Here is a 16,893-nt window from a genome sequence, read left to right on the forward strand (position 1 = left end):
TCATCCTTAAATAAAAGGTTAGTGGAAGACGGAAAAATATAACTTGAAATACCATTTTCTTCTATTTGGTATATAATTAACTTGTATTTTTTATATAGGAGGAAATTTATGACTACATCCAGTGACTACATTCGCTATATTCGTGGAAAAGTGGGACAAGATTTAATTATTCTTAATTTTGCTGGAGGTATTGTTTATAACGAACGAAATGAGATTCTTTTACAAAAAAGGGGAGATAGAAATGAGTGGGGTTTTCCAGGCGGTGCTATGGAACTAGGAGAATCTCTTGAAGAAACAACAAAACGAGAAATTCTTGAGGAGACAGGATTAAATGTTAAGGTTGAACATCTTATTGGTGTCTACTCTAAATATTTTTGTGAGTTTCCGAACGGAGATAAAGCTCAGACTATTACTCACTTTTTTCAATGTAAGCCAATTGATGGGGAACTTACTGCAGATGGTATTGAGACATTGGATTTGAAGTACTTTCCAATAAATAAAATACCGAAATTATTCACTAAACAACACGAAGATGCCTTAGAAGATTGGGTTTTCAAAAGAAAAGGTGTATATAAATAAGTTCAACTACAAAATAATTATACATAATCAATAACCGAGGCTTTCTTTAAAGAAAAGAGTGGCCTATTCTATGTGCTAAAGTGGAAAATGGCTGTGGAAAATTTGATAAACCTACAAAATGGTATGCAGATTTATAATTCCATACATCCTGTAGTTGCTATTTTCGTATTGAATTAACTGGAGTTTATGCAATATTTTAATTACAGATTAGCGATATTCTTGTGTCGCTAAAGGGGAGGTTAGTTGAACAGAAGTGAATAAAAGATGTGCTAAAATTGGTAATTAGTATAGGAGTGGGTAAATATAACATACAAGGTAGGGGGATTAAAAATGGAGATTCGTTCAGTAAACAGTTTAGATTACTATGAAATCTCGCCATTACTAAATCAATGGTGGGGTGGAAGACAAATGGCTGATAAGTTACCAAAGCTCTTTTTTGATCATTTTACAGATACAAGTTTTATTGCTGAAAAAGATGGAAAAATAGTAGGGTTTCTAATTGGGTTTTTATCACAATCAAATTCTGAAGAGGCGTATATTCATTTCGTTGGAGTACATCCAGAATATAGAAAACACAGTGTAGGAAAAACACTCTATAACAAATTTTTTTATGTGGTTAAACAAAAAGGTGCTAGTATAATCCGTTGTGTAACTTCACCTATTAATAAAGTTTCAATTTCCTTTCATACTAATATGGGTTTTGATATTGAACAAGGAGATGCAGTCGTAGATGGAGTTCCCGTGTATAAGGACTATGACGGACCAAATCAAGATAGGGTTTTATTTAAAAAGAATTTATAATAAATTTGGAACCTCATTGAACTATTGGGAATTAATCCATGAAGGATTAATTCCCTTTTTTGGCTATGGTACGAACGGGGCAGGTGTGCGGCCGAGCCTAGGTCGTATCATATAGCGGGTGGGATTCCCGCCGAGTAAGAATTAGCCATTCGCTCGTAGCGAGTCTTGGAGGATTAAAGGTAACTTTAATCTTTAAGCGTAGACAGTGAGGTAGCGGGCCGAAAGCCATATGGTTGAAGGGATTGAGCTCCATAAACGTTAGTAAACCGAGAGGGCTGATGCCTTACCTGCGTGCAGAAAGCAACATTTTATCCTTTGTTAAAGGCAAGAAGGATAAAACCTCTTTGGAGTCAGAGACCTTGGCACGTTATACATCGATATGATACGGCAACTCGGGAGACCCTATCGGTCTCTTCTTTATAGAAGAGTATGGTGTACAAGCGATAATAAGCAAGGAAACCAAATGCTGTTTAGGGAGTCGGATAGCAGCGTAGTACCAATGAAGTTGGGTAATACCGATGGAGGAAAGGCTAGCTACCAGTTATCACTCTTATTAGGGAAACATTTACTACACACAGAGGTAGGGATAAGAAATGGAAACAAAACTACTAAGGATAGCAGAATTAGCAAAATCTAATACCAAAATGAAATTTACATCTCTTGCGCATCTATTAAACGAACAATCACTCACTCATTGTCATTTTGAGCTGCCGAACAAGAAGGCAACCGGTGTGCATGGTACAACTAAAGAACAGTACACCGAGAATCTGGAAGAAAACATAATGGACTTGGCAAGTAGACTGAAAAGCAAAAGTTATCGCCCTGTCCCAGTTAGACGAATGTATATCCCAAAGCTTAATTCTGACAAGAAAAGACCATTGGGGATACCCGAACACGAGGACAAAATCGTACAAAAAGGTATTGCCAAAGTACTTAATGCGATTTATGAGAATGACTTTCTAAATTGTTCATTTGGGTTTCGGCCAAATAGAAACTGCCACGATGCGTTGAAAATACTAAACTTTTATATTGAAAAGAGAGCAGTAAGCTATGTAGTAGATGTAGATATTAAAGGTTTCTTTGATAATGTTGATCACAAATGGATGATGGAGTTCTTGAAACATAGAATAGCCGACCCAAACCTTCTGAGAATAATCAGTAGGTTTCTAAAAGGTGGATATATGGAAGAAGGTAGGAGATACAAAACGGAAACTGGTACACCTCAAGGTGGAGTAGTATCGCCTATCTTAGCAAATATTTATCTCCATTATGTTCTCGACTTATGGTTTGAGAAAGTGGTTAGGAAGCAATGTGAAGGACAGGCTTATATAGTAAGGTATGCAGATGACTTTGTATGTTGTTTTCAACACAAAAGAGAAGCTCAACAATTTTATGAGTCTTTAAAGTCGAGATTAAAGAAATTTAATTTGGAGATAGCAGAGGATAAAACGAAGGTCATTCCCTTCGGGAGGTTTGCGGAACATAACGCAAAAAGAATAGGAAATAGCAAACCAGCAACCTTTGATTTTCTTGGATTTACCCATTATTGCAGCAAAAGTAAACAAGGGAAATTTCGTGTAAAACGGAAGTCGAGCAGGAAGAAAGTCCAAGGTAAACTCAGAGAGACTAAAGAATGGTTGAAGACTAATAGGAATAAATCTATTCATTTAATCATGGATAGATTTAAAAGGTCACTTATAGGTTATTACAACTATTACTGCATTACAGACAATACGCAAACTGTAAATGGTTTTAAAGAGAAGATTGAAGAACTACTATATAAATGGCTAAATAGAAGAAGTCAGAGGAAATCCTTTACCTGGGATAAATTTAGACTCTTTCTACAGAAGTTTCCACTTCCAACTCCAAGAATTAAAGTAAACATATATGAATTAAGAAAAGAGATTAGCTATATTCTGTAAAAGATAATTAGGAGGAGCCGTGTGCGTTAATTGCGCAAGCACGGTTCTGTGAGGGGGGAGAGTACAATTTACCATAAGGTAGAAAGGCTCTCTTCTACTCGACTAGTATAAGTGTAAAACTCCACAAAATTAAGAAATTAGCCATATTCTAAAATGAAAAATGGCTTAAATAATTAAAATTAATGAGCTATCTAATCATTCACTTAGCAATATGGTGGCAGCGTTCCTGTAATAAATACCCTGCTTCGGTATTTCGACTCTACCAAAAGTTGTCTTTAATACATACCATAGGTACCCCCCTTTTGATATATTCAAGTATTCTTATCTAAACAGTTTTCTTCTTACAATTCTTCAATAAAATGAATGTTCCTTTGTAATCTGTTATGTAGAAAAAGCCTGATTACCCATTTATTAATCAAATGGACAGGCTCTTCCGTCAATACCAGAAAGGGCAGTATGTTTATTCTTAAGCGATTGGGGTACCATTTTTAACAGGTTGGTCTGGTTTTAAAAGCACTACGTCATCTCTCCCTTGTATACCACCAATTACTAATACCTCAGATTTAAAACCTGCAATTCGCCTTGGAGGAAAATTTACTATCGCTACCACTTGACTACCAATAAGTTGTTCTGCCTTGTATCTGCGTGTTATTTGAGCTGAAGACTGTCTAACACCAATATTACCAAAATCAATTTCTAATTTTATTGCGGGTTTTCGTGCTTCTGGAAATGGCTCTGCCTTAATCACAGTGCCAACACGGATATCTAATTTTAAAAAATCCTCGATATTTGCCATTAATACACCTCATATAATCTTTAATATCTTGTAAACCTTCAATATTGCCTATGAATTGGATAGAATATCGAACAGGTACCGATCCTTGAGGTGAGAGAAAGTCTTTTTGGGTCATACCAATCTCTAGGTGCCTTAAGTTTTCTATCAAGTTTTAAGTTTGATTTAGATCTGCATGTTGGTCATAACTGTAATGTGTAGTTTCTTCATTAGAATGGTTTTCAAACAATATCATCCGCATCCTCAAGTGAAATAGGTTGCTTTATCAATACGCCTTCCATCTGAATTATGCTTAATCATAAAAAGGTTTATATCCTTATTGTAAACTATTATAATATATTAAAAACTTAACTTCCTTTGAGGCAAAGTTATGAATAAGTTATACACTTATTATTCTAGTTTAAGTATAAAAAAGAATAATGTTTATGTTTTTATCTGCTAATGATTCAGCATAATGAAAACAAGGGCATGCTTTGCAAATCGATTTTCAAGATAACTAGTGACTTGGAAAAGTTTTTGGTGAATCTGTCTTTGTGTACTGAGTATCCTCATCTACAAATAATAGTTAATTACTGCTACAGGTGAAAGGTGTAACGATTGAAAATTGAAGCGGATCTCTTCCACCTATTTTACCAAGGTACAACTCCATCATCATCAAAAAAGCCTCCAGTTGGACCATCATTATTTATTGTGGCAAGCTTTACTACAATGGAAGCTGCTTGTTTGACTGAACGATAGCCACTGTTACCATTTAGATCAGTTGCTGTAAATCCTGGGCAAACTGAGTTGATTTTAATAGGAGAATTGCTTAATTCTTTAGCAAAAAAAACGGTTAAAGCATTTACAGCCGTTTTGGAGCTATTGTAGGCGATCGTATTTACATTATAGAATTCTGATTTTGGGTCTTTATTCAAGGTTAAGGAACCTAATCCGCTGGAAAGATTAACGATTCTTCCGGAAGAAGACTTTCTGAGCAATGGGAGCATCGCTTTTGTTACGGAAAATACACCAAAAACGTTTGTCTCATATGTACTTCTGAGGTGGGACAATTCCAGTTCATTCAGAGTGAGATTGCCTTCCAAAAACACGCCTGCATTATTAATTAATATATCAAGCAATCCATATTCTTGTTCAATTTGTTCTACAGCAGAAAGAATGGAGGTCGGATTTGTAACATCAAGACCCACTGTTTTAGCTTTAATGTTCTCCTTTTTCAATAACGTTACCGCCTCAAGTCCTCTTTTTTCATTTCTTGATCCTAGTAAAATCTCATATCCCATTTTTCCCAATTGTCTAGCTGTTTCAAAACCTATACCTTTGTTTCCCCCTGTTATTAAAACAATCTTTGACTTATCCATAAAATCTTCCCCTTTATTAATTTATTTAACCTGTTGCAGTTCAAAATGTCTTAGGTATAAATTTTATAAGGCATCAACCTCTTTCATTTCTGATATAGTAAGTATAGTCAAATGATTAATGCAATGTAAGTACGCACATTTTTGTAACTTAATGAATGAGGTGAAAATATGGGAAGTGGGTTAAAAGGATATGGTGATTGCAGTGAAGAGGTTACAAAGGCTTGTCCTATTGAGCTGGCTTTACAGATTGTAGGTGGAAAATGGAAAGGTATCATTATCGACATATTATCCGAAAAATCAATCAGATTTAATGAACTTAAACGAGTAATACCAGGGATTTCGCACAGAATATTAACTTTGCAACTTAGGGAACTCGAAGCCGATGGAATTGTGAAAAGGAAGGTAGATGATACTGTTCCGCCAAAAGTAGAATACTTCCTAACCGAACAAGGAAATGAGTTATCATCTATCATTAATTCCTTAAGAGTGTGGGGGCAACATTATCTAAAATAAATTTAAATATTAATATAACTTTGTCTATAAAAACTTTATAAAACGTTAAAATATAAACGCCCACAAATATATGCAGACAGCTTAGAAAATCATTTTATATGAAAATGGAACAATATAGTGAAAGAGATAGATTGTTGAGTTGAATAGAAAGAATAAGATTTATGATATTCTAAAAAAGGCAGTATGAGGAAAAAGGGTTGTTCAATTGGCAAGAAACAAGGGATTTAATCCCAACCAAGTATCGCATAAGGCCATGGAGGTATTCGATCATTATGGATATGAGGACTTCACTGCCACTACTAAGGTTAAAGGGACTTGGGATTGCTTGGGTAAGTATATGACACTTATGGTACAAAAAAGGTTCTCTTCATTTCCGCAGTAAAACATTAAATAAATGAAAAGACTGCTACAGTAATATCTTATTTGGAATGTGATGGCTATGCTTTTGTAAATGACGAGGTTCAATATGAAAACACTATATATATGCCACAAGAGCTTGAGAATTTCACTGTCGAAATATAATATTGAACACGTTGAAAATGATTGGAATAGAGCGTTAAGTCAAGCAAAGACTGATACAGAAAACGCAATCACTGCAACCAGAGCAATGGGTGAAAGTATGTTGAAATGGAAACTTGACGACATTGGGGAAGACTATAAAGAAACGGACAATTTGAGTCAATTATACAAGAAGGTTGCTCAATTGCTAAACTTGTCTCCAGACCAACATGGAGCAGAGATTTTAAAAGTAAATACCGAAATTATTCACTAAACAACACGAAGATGCCTTAATAAGATTGGCTTTCCAAAAGAAAAGATGTATAAATAAGTTCAACTTCAAAAGAATTATACATAGTCTTTAACCGAGGCTTTCTATAATAGATACTACGAGTACAATCCTAAGTAATCTAACAATCTCTCGTTCAAATGGCTTCACCCATAGAAACATATAATTGCCTTCCACCGGGAGATTGATCAAGAGGGTTTCATGGATTTTGGTTGAAGTGTATGTGACGTTAAATTAAATGTCCACTTAAATGAGTTTCTATAATTCGTTGGAGTTTTATTGGCATTGCTTTTAAAAAGACTAACAGACTAGGTATGTTAAAATCTAATTTGGTATGCGATTTTACAAACCGATAATATTGATGTTACCAAGCAATCTATTGCTTTCTCAATTATTTTATTGTGAATATGCTTCTGTGTGCTCTATCCCGTAATTTTTTGCAGCAGATTGCTTATATAGTTTGGAGATACATTCTACAGAAAAGATTTTGCACCGTGGGCAGTCCTATTTGTTGTACTAATTATCTGTTGAAATATTCAGTTAACAACAGGGCATCTATTTTTACCAACAAATCCATACTTGCTGTTTTTCGAGTTATAAAATCTATTGGTGTAATCGAGCGCACATCAATATACTAAACGATCAAATCCTGACTAGATATTATTTATTGGCGAATGGTATTCTCGCTGAATACTTTCCATAATATTTTATCGTGAAAAAGTCGGGGTTCCTAACAGAATGTTTTCAATTTAATGACTACAGCTACTAAAGAATTTGGAATTGTGGGGTTTAAAATACTAAATGATTTAAATCTATTTTCCGATAGTTGTATCATACTTTAGCAACTTTTGTTGGCTATACATTTTTTCAAAAAGAATTCCTGTTAAATAGTAAAACACGAGTCCAAAACAAATATGAATAAGTGTGAATTTAGGACCAAATGAAGTAAATTCATACACTAGAACTGGCAATTTCACTGTTGACCAAGCCCCTAAAAAAAAAACTATATTGCGGACGCTAGCTCCTTTTCTCAATAAAAGTACTGCGATTGGAAAGGCTATATAAAGAGGTCCAGCAGCTACTGTTGCTAATAATAAGGTGAAGAGGACACCAATTATACCTGATTTTTCCCCCATATACCTAACGAGTGTTTCTTTCTTTACCCATTGGTCCAATAATCCCACTAATATAAATACTGGAGGAAGTAGAATTAACATATCCAAAATATTTTTACCAGTTAACTGAACTGTTTTTGCAGCAATCGTTTGATTCATAAATGCTATAAGCAGAAGCCCTAATAATAAAATGAGAAAGAACCGATATCTTTTTAGCTTTTTCATGTCATCACCACCCAAATAATTAATGCAAATAGAAGAGACATTACTATGGCAGAAATATTTCGGGCATAAGCAAAACTTTGACCAAAAGTTTTTTGTTCCATAAATAAACTTGTCAGTCCTACAGACATTAATGTCGACATTAATACAGCAACTTGTGGAAGAGCAGCGCCATTTTGTACTAATGTATGTCCAAGAGGAAAAACGATAAAGCTAGGGACTATAGCAATTGATCCAATGATTGTTGAATAAAGGATACCAAGTAAACCGGAATTTCCCCCAATAATTGAAGAAATAAGAGACGGTGTCAATAAAGATAGTACCAGCCCAACGAAAAGCATAATGGCTAATAAATCCGGTAAAACATTGCGAAACATTTTCCATGAGCTTAATAAGGCTGCCTTTGTTTTATATTGGTCTTTTATAAAAGACAGGCTCAGATAAATAGCAGCTATCGCATATAAAACAATTCCATTAACCATTATTTTCACAATTCCATTTTTTGTATTTTTCAAGAAAAAATGATAAATTTTTAATTTTTTCTTGAATATCAATTTGAAATTCTTCTAATTTTCTTTTTCCAAGTGTAGTGATTTTATACATCCTTACCGGTTTATCTTGATCAGAAACATCTAAATAAGAATCAATGGCACCTTCTTCCTCTAATTTTTTTAGTGTGCGATATAGTATGGCGCTATCAATTGGATTGATGGGAAGCTCTTCCTTACATTTTTGCAACAGTTTTCCCCCATAGTTATCTCCCTCCAGTAAAAACAGCAAAAGAAATGCACCAGTATGTCTCCCTGTATGTTTCATAAAAGATAGAACCCCCTAATTTTAATGTAATGAACTTTTTATCAATATGTTACTGTTATAAACAGTATAGTGTTATTGTCAGTTATGTGTCAATCTTTTTATAATGAAAATTAAATGTGAGGCTTACATTTTAACTAGACTTATATTTAGGTACGGAAGGTGCTACGGCATCTCTTTTTATTGAATTAAAGAGTGGGTTTGCTAAAAAAGGAAAATAAACGAAATCGGTAGAATAAGTATACTGGATATAAATCTTAACGTTTAAATATTAATAAGAGGATAATAACTATGGGGAACTCACGAAGTAAAAAGTTTAAACTAAAATAATTGAGAGGGTTGAAAAAAATGAAAAAATTGGGGACTCTATACTTTTTCTGTGGAAAAATGGGAGCTGGAAAATCAACTAAATCAAAGCAATTGGCGATAGATAAACATGCGGTACTGTTGTCTGAGGATGAATGGCTTTCATCTCTTTATCCCAATCAAATTGCATCATTTGAGGACTATCTAAAATTCTCAGCGCAGCTCAAGCCATTGGTGAAAAAGCATGTCCAAAACATATTAAGTGTTGGTACAGATGTAGTGATGGATTTTCCAGCTAACACTCAAAAACTGCGAAAGTGGTTTTTGGATATGGCGTCAGAGGTCAATGCAAACCATCAACTAATTTTCCTTAATCTAAATAACGAGCAATGCTTACGTCAAATCGCACAAAGGCGTAATGAACAACCAGAAAGATCAGCTTTTGACACGGAAGCGGTGTTTATTCATGTTACTAAATTTTTTGAAGCACCAGAGGCATCTGAGAGTTTAAATATTTTAGAGTATAGCGGAAAAGAATAACAAGGAGTTCAATGATTCGTGTGTGTAGAGTGCCTTTTTTTGGGGAGGTGCTCTATTTGATATAAAATGATATGTGGGTAAGAATAGTTTCACTGTATATATGTTAAAATCGGTTAGCTTTGTGAAGTGGTACACTTAAATTAACGGGTGCTTTAGCGCAATAAGGAGATGGTCAGTTTTTTTGCGGACTTTCAACTCTAAGTAAAAAATGTTCCTAATCGTCGTTATGGGAAATTTACTCAACTTTATTCCCAATCTTTAAATATCTATTGTGAAATTCATTATGATAATCTGATTATATAGTATACTGGAAATCTTATTACAATAATATACATAAGGAGTTTTGCAATGGAAAAGTGGGATTTATTTGATAAGCATCGTTATAAAATAGAGAAACAAATAACTCGTGGAGATGAAATGAAACCAGAAGAGTTTCATTTAGTAGTACACATATGTATATTTAATTCAAAAGGTGAAATGCTCATTCAGCAACGTCAATCCTTTAAGCAAGGATGGCCGAACCTTTGGGATATCACTTGTGGTGGTAGTGCGGTTGCAGGTGATACAAGTCAGCAGGCTGCTTCAAGAGAGCTATTCGAGGAGTTGGGGATTCAATATAACTTTGAAAAGATTCGTCCACAATTTACTATTAACTTTGAACGTGGCTTTGATGATTTTTATTTAATTGAATATGACTTTGATTTGAATGAATTGACATTACAGATTGAAGAGGTACAAGCAGCCAAATGGGCTTCTAAAGAGGAAATCTTGGAGCTAATCGAACTGAAAAAATTTATACCTTATTATGAGAGTATCATTGCTTTTCTTTTTGAGGGGCGACATCATTATGGCTCTGTTCGTCTTTAAATGAAACGTGCAAAGTATAAAACATATAAAGATCTGGTGAGAACACAAAAAGATGATGTGAAGTATGGTCCTTAAAGTAATGGGGGCATTAGTATAAGATCGTTTGGCTGCTTTGGCAGCCTATTGTTGTTGTACGAACGGGCAGGATTGTTTAAGTACATTTATTTACCACACTCTCTTTTCCGAACACGCTCCTAATTTTGCATTTTAAAGCCGTTGTATGATATTCGTACTAATCGGATATAACATAATATGTACGATGTAGAATTAGGATTATGCAAAAGTATGAGAGATGGAAAATGACGATTTGAAAATTACGGTTTAATTAGGGGGAAATACTAATGTACAAAGACATAACAGTTGAATTGATTATTGGTTTCTTAACTTTATTAATAGTCCTTAAATTACTTGGGAAGATTCAATTTTCACAAATAACTCCTTTTGATTTTATCACGGCCATGGTAATGGGAAACCTAGTAGGAGACGCAATTTTTGAAAGAAGAACAGGAATTTTGGAGATAGTATTTAGCATTGTTATATGGGGGTTACTAATTTATCTAGTAGAGTTTTTGACGCAAAAATCTCTAAAATTCCGGAGTTTTTTTGAAGGCAATCCCACAATCTTAATTGAAAAAGGAGAGATTATTTATAAGCAGCTAAAAAAAAATAATATGGATCTAAACCAATTACAGCAGCTTATGAGACAGCAGGGTTATTTTTCTATCTATGAAGCAGAATATGTAATTTTGGAAAGAGACGGGAAAATAAGTGTTGCACCAAAACATGCATTTAGTGTACCAACAGCGAAGGATTTAGCCATACCTCCTAAACAAGTAGAGATATCCTTTGCAATTATTATGGATGGGAAATTACAATCTCAAAATCTTCAAATGGCTGGGTTAACAGAAGAGTGGTTACATAGACAATTAAAGCAAGAAAAAATTAAAAAGTATAAGGAAGTGTTTTATGCAGAATGGCAAAAAGACCGAGGGCTGCTGATTACTAAATATACTTAATCACCGCTTTATTTCAAGGGACTTTGAGCTAGCTAAGATAGCATTCGTTGTGCATCTACAATGCTAATATCTTTTTGGTATTAATGATGTGGTTTTATTTGTTCATGGTTTTTCCTAAGAAGTAGAATATAGGAAAAAGGTTATCAGGCTCCAAGAAATATGGAGCGTAGTTCATTAGGGATGGATGCTTAGTTTCTCATAAAACTACGTATATAAGAAATTAAGTACTGTGAGAGAATGTGTGAGTGCCATTAAATAGGTATACCATAGAAGATATAAATTTCGAAAAAACATAGGCTTGTTTTACTAAAAAAATTTATTTTTGTAACCTTTTGAATATTGAAGAAAAATAATAGAAAAATAGATGGATGAGGTGAAAATGCTTGAGTTTACCAACATTATCAGTATTTTTCGGAGCAGGTGCAGAAATAGGTTATGGTTTGCCGTCAGGAGGGAAATTTGCATTAGAAATATTTAGAGTTTCAAATGAAGTAGATAAGGAAATATTTAGAAGCCAGATTCAAAGCCTAGACTCTAGGTCACAGATTGCTACTCAATGGCTTCCAGATAATTATGCGAGTAAGAGATTAAATGTTTTTGGAAAAGGAGAGTTTGAAGGCCTTATTGCCTCTAGTTTAGAAAATAGAAGAAGCAACATTTTGGATTATCTGGATCATTTTGATGAAAACGTTTCCGAGTTGTTAAATAAATGGAAGTTTAATGAAACAATAATACGTGATAAGTTTACAAACGAAACAGGCGAACAAATTGGTGATATGAGATATAATCAAGCAATTCGGTTAAATGAGAAGCTTGCTTCCAGTGTATTGCTGTTTGAATCTGACTATTTTTCAGCATTCTTAAGATTATTAGAAAAATATCCAACAGATCGTTATTTGAAAAGAATTGTAAGGGCTTTTTTGGAATTATTGGTTGGAGCAATTGGTCAAAGTCTTGTTTCGCAGCTAAACGAAGAATTGTTTACTGCAGCACCTGATGAATTAAACGTATTTGATGATTTATCGGGGGTTTTTTCTTTGAATTATCAAGGTGTTGGACAAACTGGAATGGAAATTGTAATTGAAGAAACCTCGATTGATTTAAAGGAAGATACAGACGGACTTACAGTGTTTAGAGAACTTGGTAGAAGCATATTAGAAGAAATTTATTGCCAAGCAATGGATTACCAAGCTTTAATAGATAGTCATTTTAGATATCTGTATAATCCTAAAGCGCAATGGGCTAAATTTAGTCGAATTGCTATATTCCTTCATACTGTTCAAAGATATATTACTAACAAAGTCCATGTTGATGAAACAAGAATTTCAGATGGTCCCGGATATTATCACGACTTAATAAATTTAAGAAATTATTTTCATATTAAAGCTGTGGGAACTACCAATTATAACAATTTTGTACAACAGGTATTAGCAGGGACGAAAATCGCAGAAACACCTGTGTATCATTTAAATGGAAGTGTAAATGAATACTATGATCCATACAAAAATGAAATTTTAACAGAACCTTCTTCCGAGGAGAGACAAGGAAGAATTCTTGTACCATTTATGTTTACTCAAAGTGGTGTTAAACCTTTGACTTCTGTCAGTATGTCAAGAAAGTATGTTGATCTTTATGATCATTTTGTTGAATCAGACATAGTATGTGTGATTGGTTATGGTTTTAACGGAGATGATGGCCATATAAATGGAATGTTCAGAAGCTTGGTAGAGAAAGAAAATAAAAGTTTAGTCATTTTACACTATAAAAGCGATAATCGTACGGAGCAGCAACTTTTAAGGTATTATCAACAAAAATTACGTTTAAGTTCTTCTGGGAACTTAAGAGTTGTTTTGGTAGATAATAACCGTATATTTAATGGAGATATTTGGTACAACGCCCTATTATAGAGGGTTTCTTTTGACCGAAAAGCTATTGCAATGTGTGTAATAAAGAAGTTGGACTTAATCGTTATAAAATAATAAAATCAGGCAATTGTTTAAAACAAGCTGGAGGAGTTCAGGCGAAAAATGTAAATAACGGTTCTAGTGTTAAGGAAAAGTTGGGGAGAAAGCTTCAAGTTTTACAAGATAATTAAATTTGCGGTAAAAAGCTATTAATAGACTTTATCGGAGAGCATCAGTATAAATCCCCTACTAAACACGACAGTAACTATGATTATGCACAAAAAACAAGAGGTAGGCAATACTAGTTATCCTCTAAAACAAAACGAATATATATTATAATAAGGAGCGACTAAAGGTGGAAAATAAAACTTGGAAAAAGTACTTTTATGAAAAAATTAAGGCATTGTTGCTGTATAAATAAGTATTAATAGAACAGCTGTAGTTTTTATCAAATAAATTAAGCTGGCACATCAATCTAAGTAAGAATTAAAGGGATACATAGAATGGCTGTTAATACAAAAGAATTTAAACACTTTATTTTCTTCAAAAAAAGAACAGAAGGTGAAATGGATATGGACGTCTAATCCTTAGATACACAAGGGATTAGACGTTTTCTTTATTATACTATAATTAAGATTAAGAAGGATTAACGCTCAATCGAGAAGTTGAGGTAGTTCATTAAATAAAGAGACTCCTATATAACTAACGGGGCAGCATTCCTGTAATAAGTGAAAATGCGGTTTGAAAGAAAAAAGACCTCTTGATAAGATAAATGTGTCCTAAGCCTGGCCAGCTAAAAGGGACAAAATATCTACTCGGAGGTCTCACTATGAATTATAACCAAAATCATAAAATAGCTCAAATCACACCTAAAACTCTAGTAATTGGTATTGATATTGCCAAACATCATCATGTAGCTAGAGCGCAGGATTATCGTGGAATGGAGCTAGGCTCTACTTGCTTTTTTGATAATACCCAAGAAGGATTTAAGACATTTATTGATTGGATTAATCAAATAAAAGAGTCATGCGAAATGGAGTCTGTCATTACTGGAATGGAGCCTACAGGCCATTATTGGCTTAATTTAGCTCATATTCTAAAGGAGGAACAGATTAAGTTCGTCACGGTCAATCCTTTACACGTCAAGCATAGTAAGGAGCTAGACGATAACTCTCCCACTAAAAATGATGTCAAAGACGCAAAAGTCATTGCACAACTAATCAAAGATGGTAGATACGCCGAACCAACGATACCACAAGGAGTTTTCGCGGAGCTGCGTGTGGCTAAGAAATTACGTGATCTATTAACTGTTGACTTACAGATTGTACAAGGACAAGTACACAACTGGATAGATCGATTTTTCCCAGAGTTCTTTACTGTTTTTAAAAGTTGGGAAGGGAAAGCAGCTCTTCATTTATTAAAGCTTGAAGCATTACCGGAAGAATTGGTTAGATATACAGAAGAAGAATTACTAGAATACCTTAGGCAAGCTGTGAAACGTAGTATAGGGATTAAGAAAATTCAAGCTTTAAAAGAAGCAGCCAATCGCTCGATTGGCATCCGACAGGGTGCCATGATGGCTAAAATGGAATTAAGAACCTTAATCCAAAAGTATGAACTCATTCAAGCCAAGTTCGAAGAGCTTGACCAAACTCTGGATACACTGCTTCAAGATATTCCAGGTGTTGATCAAATGTTAGAGATAACAGGTATTGGACGCGATACAGTGGCGGGTTTCTTCGCTGAAGTAGGCGATTTGAGTGAATATAATCATCCTCGTCAGATAACCAAACTGGCAGGGCTTAGCTTAAAAGAAAATACATCAGGTAAGCATAAAGGGAGGACCAGAATAACCAAACGTGGTCGAAAGAAATTACGAGCATTGTTATTCCGGGCATCTATGATTCTAGTAGCCAAGAACAAAGCCTTTAAAGCCCTACATCATTACTACACAACGAGACCTGACAATCCGTTGAAAAAGATGCAGTCTTTAATTGCTTTGTGTAATAAGCTCATCCGCATACTCTTCTCTATTGGTAAGAAACAGTTTGTGTTTCAAGAGGAGAAGATGTTGAAGGACATCCCACATATGCATGCATTTATCCAAGAACCAATAGCAGCTTAATCACTATAAAACTAACTTTTATCGACTAGATTTGAACAGATGAACAGACAAAATCAGCATGGGATTAGTCGGCAACGCAACTAACGTAAGGACAAGATCCTGTAGGGCAGCATGACCGACATCCACCTTATGGAAAGGTTGAACGAAGGAATGTAGGAGCGTAGACTCTGTGAGACTTGGGAGGGTAGACCTCCATAAGATATGTGGACATCCATTGGTGCGTACATACCTATTTATCCAACTTTTTGAAATGAACCGAAGGTTGGCTAGTTTCTTGCGCTCATTTTCTTTGTAAACTGCTTATTTATGATCTTTTCACACTAACTGAATCTATAAAGTTAAACAAGTTAGATAGCAATATGGAGAAAAACTGCGTATTTAAGAGATAAGTGTTTGTTTATTGAGGGAGGATAATTGAATAACAAGAGAAAGTTTAAGCAATGAAAATAGCCGAGTTTATCTCGACTAATTTTTAATAGTATCATCTGAAATAGTTTTTAATATATTGTTTTTCTCTTTTTGTAATTTTAGAAAATATATCAGATACACCAAACTATAAAGTTAAAATAATAATAAGAATCATCTAATCTAAAGTAGCTCCGTGTTTTTAGGTAATGCTGTATTACATTATGTAATTATATCTTGATAGTGCGTTCAAGTATTCCTAAACCTTATTCTGAAGGTATTGATTAAGATGACTAATCCCTTTAGATCTCTATGAAATTATATTATCTTGATATGAAACTTGTTCTGGTTGTACAATTTCATATTCACCTTCTGCATACTCTTGCTCCGCATAATGGCTTCCCCATTGACAGAGCTCCTGCAAGATAGGTTTAAGAGATTCTCCAAGTTCAGTGGATGAATATTCAACCTTCGGCGGTACTTGATTATACATCTTTCTGCTCACAAGTCCACTGGCTTCAAGCTCTCTAAGTGTTTGAATCAGCATTTTCTGAGTTATATTTGGGATAATGCGCTTTAATTCACTCGTTCTCTTTGGTCCATTCATTAAAAAGTATAATACAAGACCTTTCCATTTTCCGCCAATAACTTCCTTTGTCACTTCAAACCCACAACTAAATTTTTTCATGTCTAAAGCTCTCCATTCCACATTTATTACTTTTTAGTTACTATATCACAAAAAAGTGGGTACTTCCGATAATGTGCTTACTGAAGGATACTATATCTTGTAAGTTGTTCTTCAAGTACTTAAGGTACTAGACATAAAA

Annotated in this window: 16 protein-coding genes; 10 read left to right on the plus strand and 6 right to left on the minus strand. The window is 34.3% G+C overall.

Annotation, left to right across the window (positions count from 1 at the left end; all coding sequences use genetic code 11):
* Window positions 1–108: 108 nt before the first annotated feature.
* From NSQ92_RS02570 to ltrA, 3 genes are all read left to right on the plus strand, one after another.
* Entirely contained in the window at window positions 109–579 is a 471-nt protein-coding gene (locus NSQ92_RS02570) for an NUDIX hydrolase (RefSeq protein WP_047942814.1), read from the plus strand.
* Between the two features lie 330 nt (window positions 580–909).
* The gene (locus NSQ92_RS02575; RefSeq protein ID WP_047942813.1) at window positions 910–1,380 is read left to right on the plus strand and encodes a GNAT family N-acetyltransferase; all 471 of its coding nucleotides are present in this window, start codon (window positions 910–912) and stop codon (window positions 1,378–1,380) included.
* A gap of 593 nt (window positions 1,381–1,973) precedes the next feature.
* Window positions 1,974–3,302, plus strand: a complete 1,329-nt coding sequence (gene ltrA, locus NSQ92_RS02580) for a group II intron reverse transcriptase/maturase (protein ID WP_341132227.1) — start codon at window positions 1,974–1,976, stop codon at window positions 3,300–3,302.
* A gap of 466 nt (window positions 3,303–3,768) precedes the next feature.
* Here the strand turns inward: ltrA and csaA are convergent, their stop codons facing one another.
* Window positions 3,769–4,098, minus strand: coding sequence for a chaperone CsaA (gene csaA, locus NSQ92_RS02585; RefSeq protein WP_095258702.1), 330 nt, complete (start codon window positions 4,096–4,098; stop codon window positions 3,769–3,771).
* Between the two features lie 626 nt (window positions 4,099–4,724).
* A complete protein-coding gene (locus NSQ92_RS02590; protein WP_341152347.1) occupies window positions 4,725–5,453 on the minus strand; it encodes an SDR family oxidoreductase in 729 nt (242 codons plus the stop codon).
* Window positions 5,454–5,621: 168 nt separating this feature from the next.
* Between NSQ92_RS02590 and NSQ92_RS02595 the strand changes: the two genes are divergently transcribed.
* Together NSQ92_RS02595 and NSQ92_RS02600 are read left to right on the plus strand one after the other, a co-directional pair.
* A complete protein-coding gene (locus NSQ92_RS02595) occupies window positions 5,622–5,966 on the plus strand; it encodes a winged helix-turn-helix transcriptional regulator (RefSeq protein WP_341152348.1) in 345 nt (114 codons plus the stop codon).
* A gap of 466 nt (window positions 5,967–6,432) precedes the next feature.
* On the plus strand, window positions 6,433–6,738 hold the full coding sequence (locus NSQ92_RS02600; RefSeq protein WP_341152349.1) for a hypothetical protein: 306 nt from the start codon (window positions 6,433–6,435) through the stop codon (window positions 6,736–6,738).
* A gap of 827 nt (window positions 6,739–7,565) precedes the next feature.
* On the opposite strand, the gene NSQ92_RS02605 is transcribed toward NSQ92_RS02600, so the two are convergent.
* The 3 genes from NSQ92_RS02605 to NSQ92_RS02615 are packed head-to-tail and all read right to left on the minus strand — an operon-like array spanning window position 7,566 to window position 8,906.
* Window positions 7,566–8,093, minus strand: coding sequence for a permease (locus tag NSQ92_RS02605; RefSeq protein ID WP_061797828.1), 528 nt, complete (start codon window positions 8,091–8,093; stop codon window positions 7,566–7,568).
* The gene (locus NSQ92_RS02610) at window positions 8,090–8,572 is read right to left on the minus strand and encodes a hypothetical protein (protein ID WP_336045166.1); all 483 of its coding nucleotides are present in this window, start codon (window positions 8,570–8,572) and stop codon (window positions 8,090–8,092) included. The genes NSQ92_RS02605 and NSQ92_RS02610 overlap by 4 nt, the downstream gene beginning before the upstream one ends.
* Window positions 8,565–8,906, minus strand: coding sequence for a PadR family transcriptional regulator (locus tag NSQ92_RS02615; protein ID WP_095258705.1), 342 nt, complete (start codon window positions 8,904–8,906; stop codon window positions 8,565–8,567). Before NSQ92_RS02615 ends, NSQ92_RS02610 begins: the two co-directional genes overlap by 8 nt.
* Before the next feature lie 345 nt (window positions 8,907–9,251).
* Between NSQ92_RS02615 and NSQ92_RS02620 the strand changes: the two genes are divergently transcribed.
* The 5 genes from NSQ92_RS02620 (at window position 9,252) to NSQ92_RS02640 (ending at window position 15,661) form a co-directional block, all read left to right on the plus strand.
* On the plus strand, window positions 9,252–9,749 hold the full coding sequence (locus NSQ92_RS02620) for an AAA family ATPase (protein ID WP_047942806.1): 498 nt from the start codon (window positions 9,252–9,254) through the stop codon (window positions 9,747–9,749).
* 348 nt (window positions 9,750–10,097) lie between these two features.
* Window positions 10,098–10,616: an NUDIX hydrolase gene (locus NSQ92_RS02625; RefSeq protein ID WP_061797824.1), complete on the plus strand. Its 519-nt coding sequence runs from the start codon at window positions 10,098–10,100 to the stop codon at window positions 10,614–10,616.
* Window positions 10,617–10,957: 341 nt separating this feature from the next.
* A complete protein-coding gene (locus NSQ92_RS02630; RefSeq protein WP_061797822.1) occupies window positions 10,958–11,632 on the plus strand; it encodes a DUF421 domain-containing protein in 675 nt (224 codons plus the stop codon).
* 383 nt (window positions 11,633–12,015) lie between these two features.
* Entirely contained in the window at window positions 12,016–13,539 is a 1,524-nt protein-coding gene (locus tag NSQ92_RS02635; RefSeq protein ID WP_341152127.1) for a hypothetical protein, read from the plus strand.
* A gap of 826 nt (window positions 13,540–14,365) precedes the next feature.
* Window positions 14,366–15,661 (plus strand): IS110 family transposase, encoded by a 1,296-nt coding sequence (locus NSQ92_RS02640; RefSeq protein WP_341132193.1) that lies wholly within the window; start codon window positions 14,366–14,368, stop codon window positions 15,659–15,661.
* A gap of 715 nt (window positions 15,662–16,376) precedes the next feature.
* Here the strand turns inward: NSQ92_RS02640 and NSQ92_RS02645 are convergent.
* Window positions 16,377–16,754: a winged helix-turn-helix transcriptional regulator gene (locus NSQ92_RS02645; RefSeq protein ID WP_047942800.1), complete on the minus strand. Its 378-nt coding sequence runs from the start codon at window positions 16,752–16,754 to the stop codon at window positions 16,377–16,379.
* Between the last annotated feature and the right edge of the window lie 139 nt (window positions 16,755–16,893).

It is taken from the genome of Niallia sp. FSL M8-0099, assembly GCF_038006945.1.
In the GTDB taxonomy this organism is placed as follows: Bacteria; Bacillota; Bacilli; order Bacillales; family Cytobacillaceae; genus Niallia; species Niallia circulans.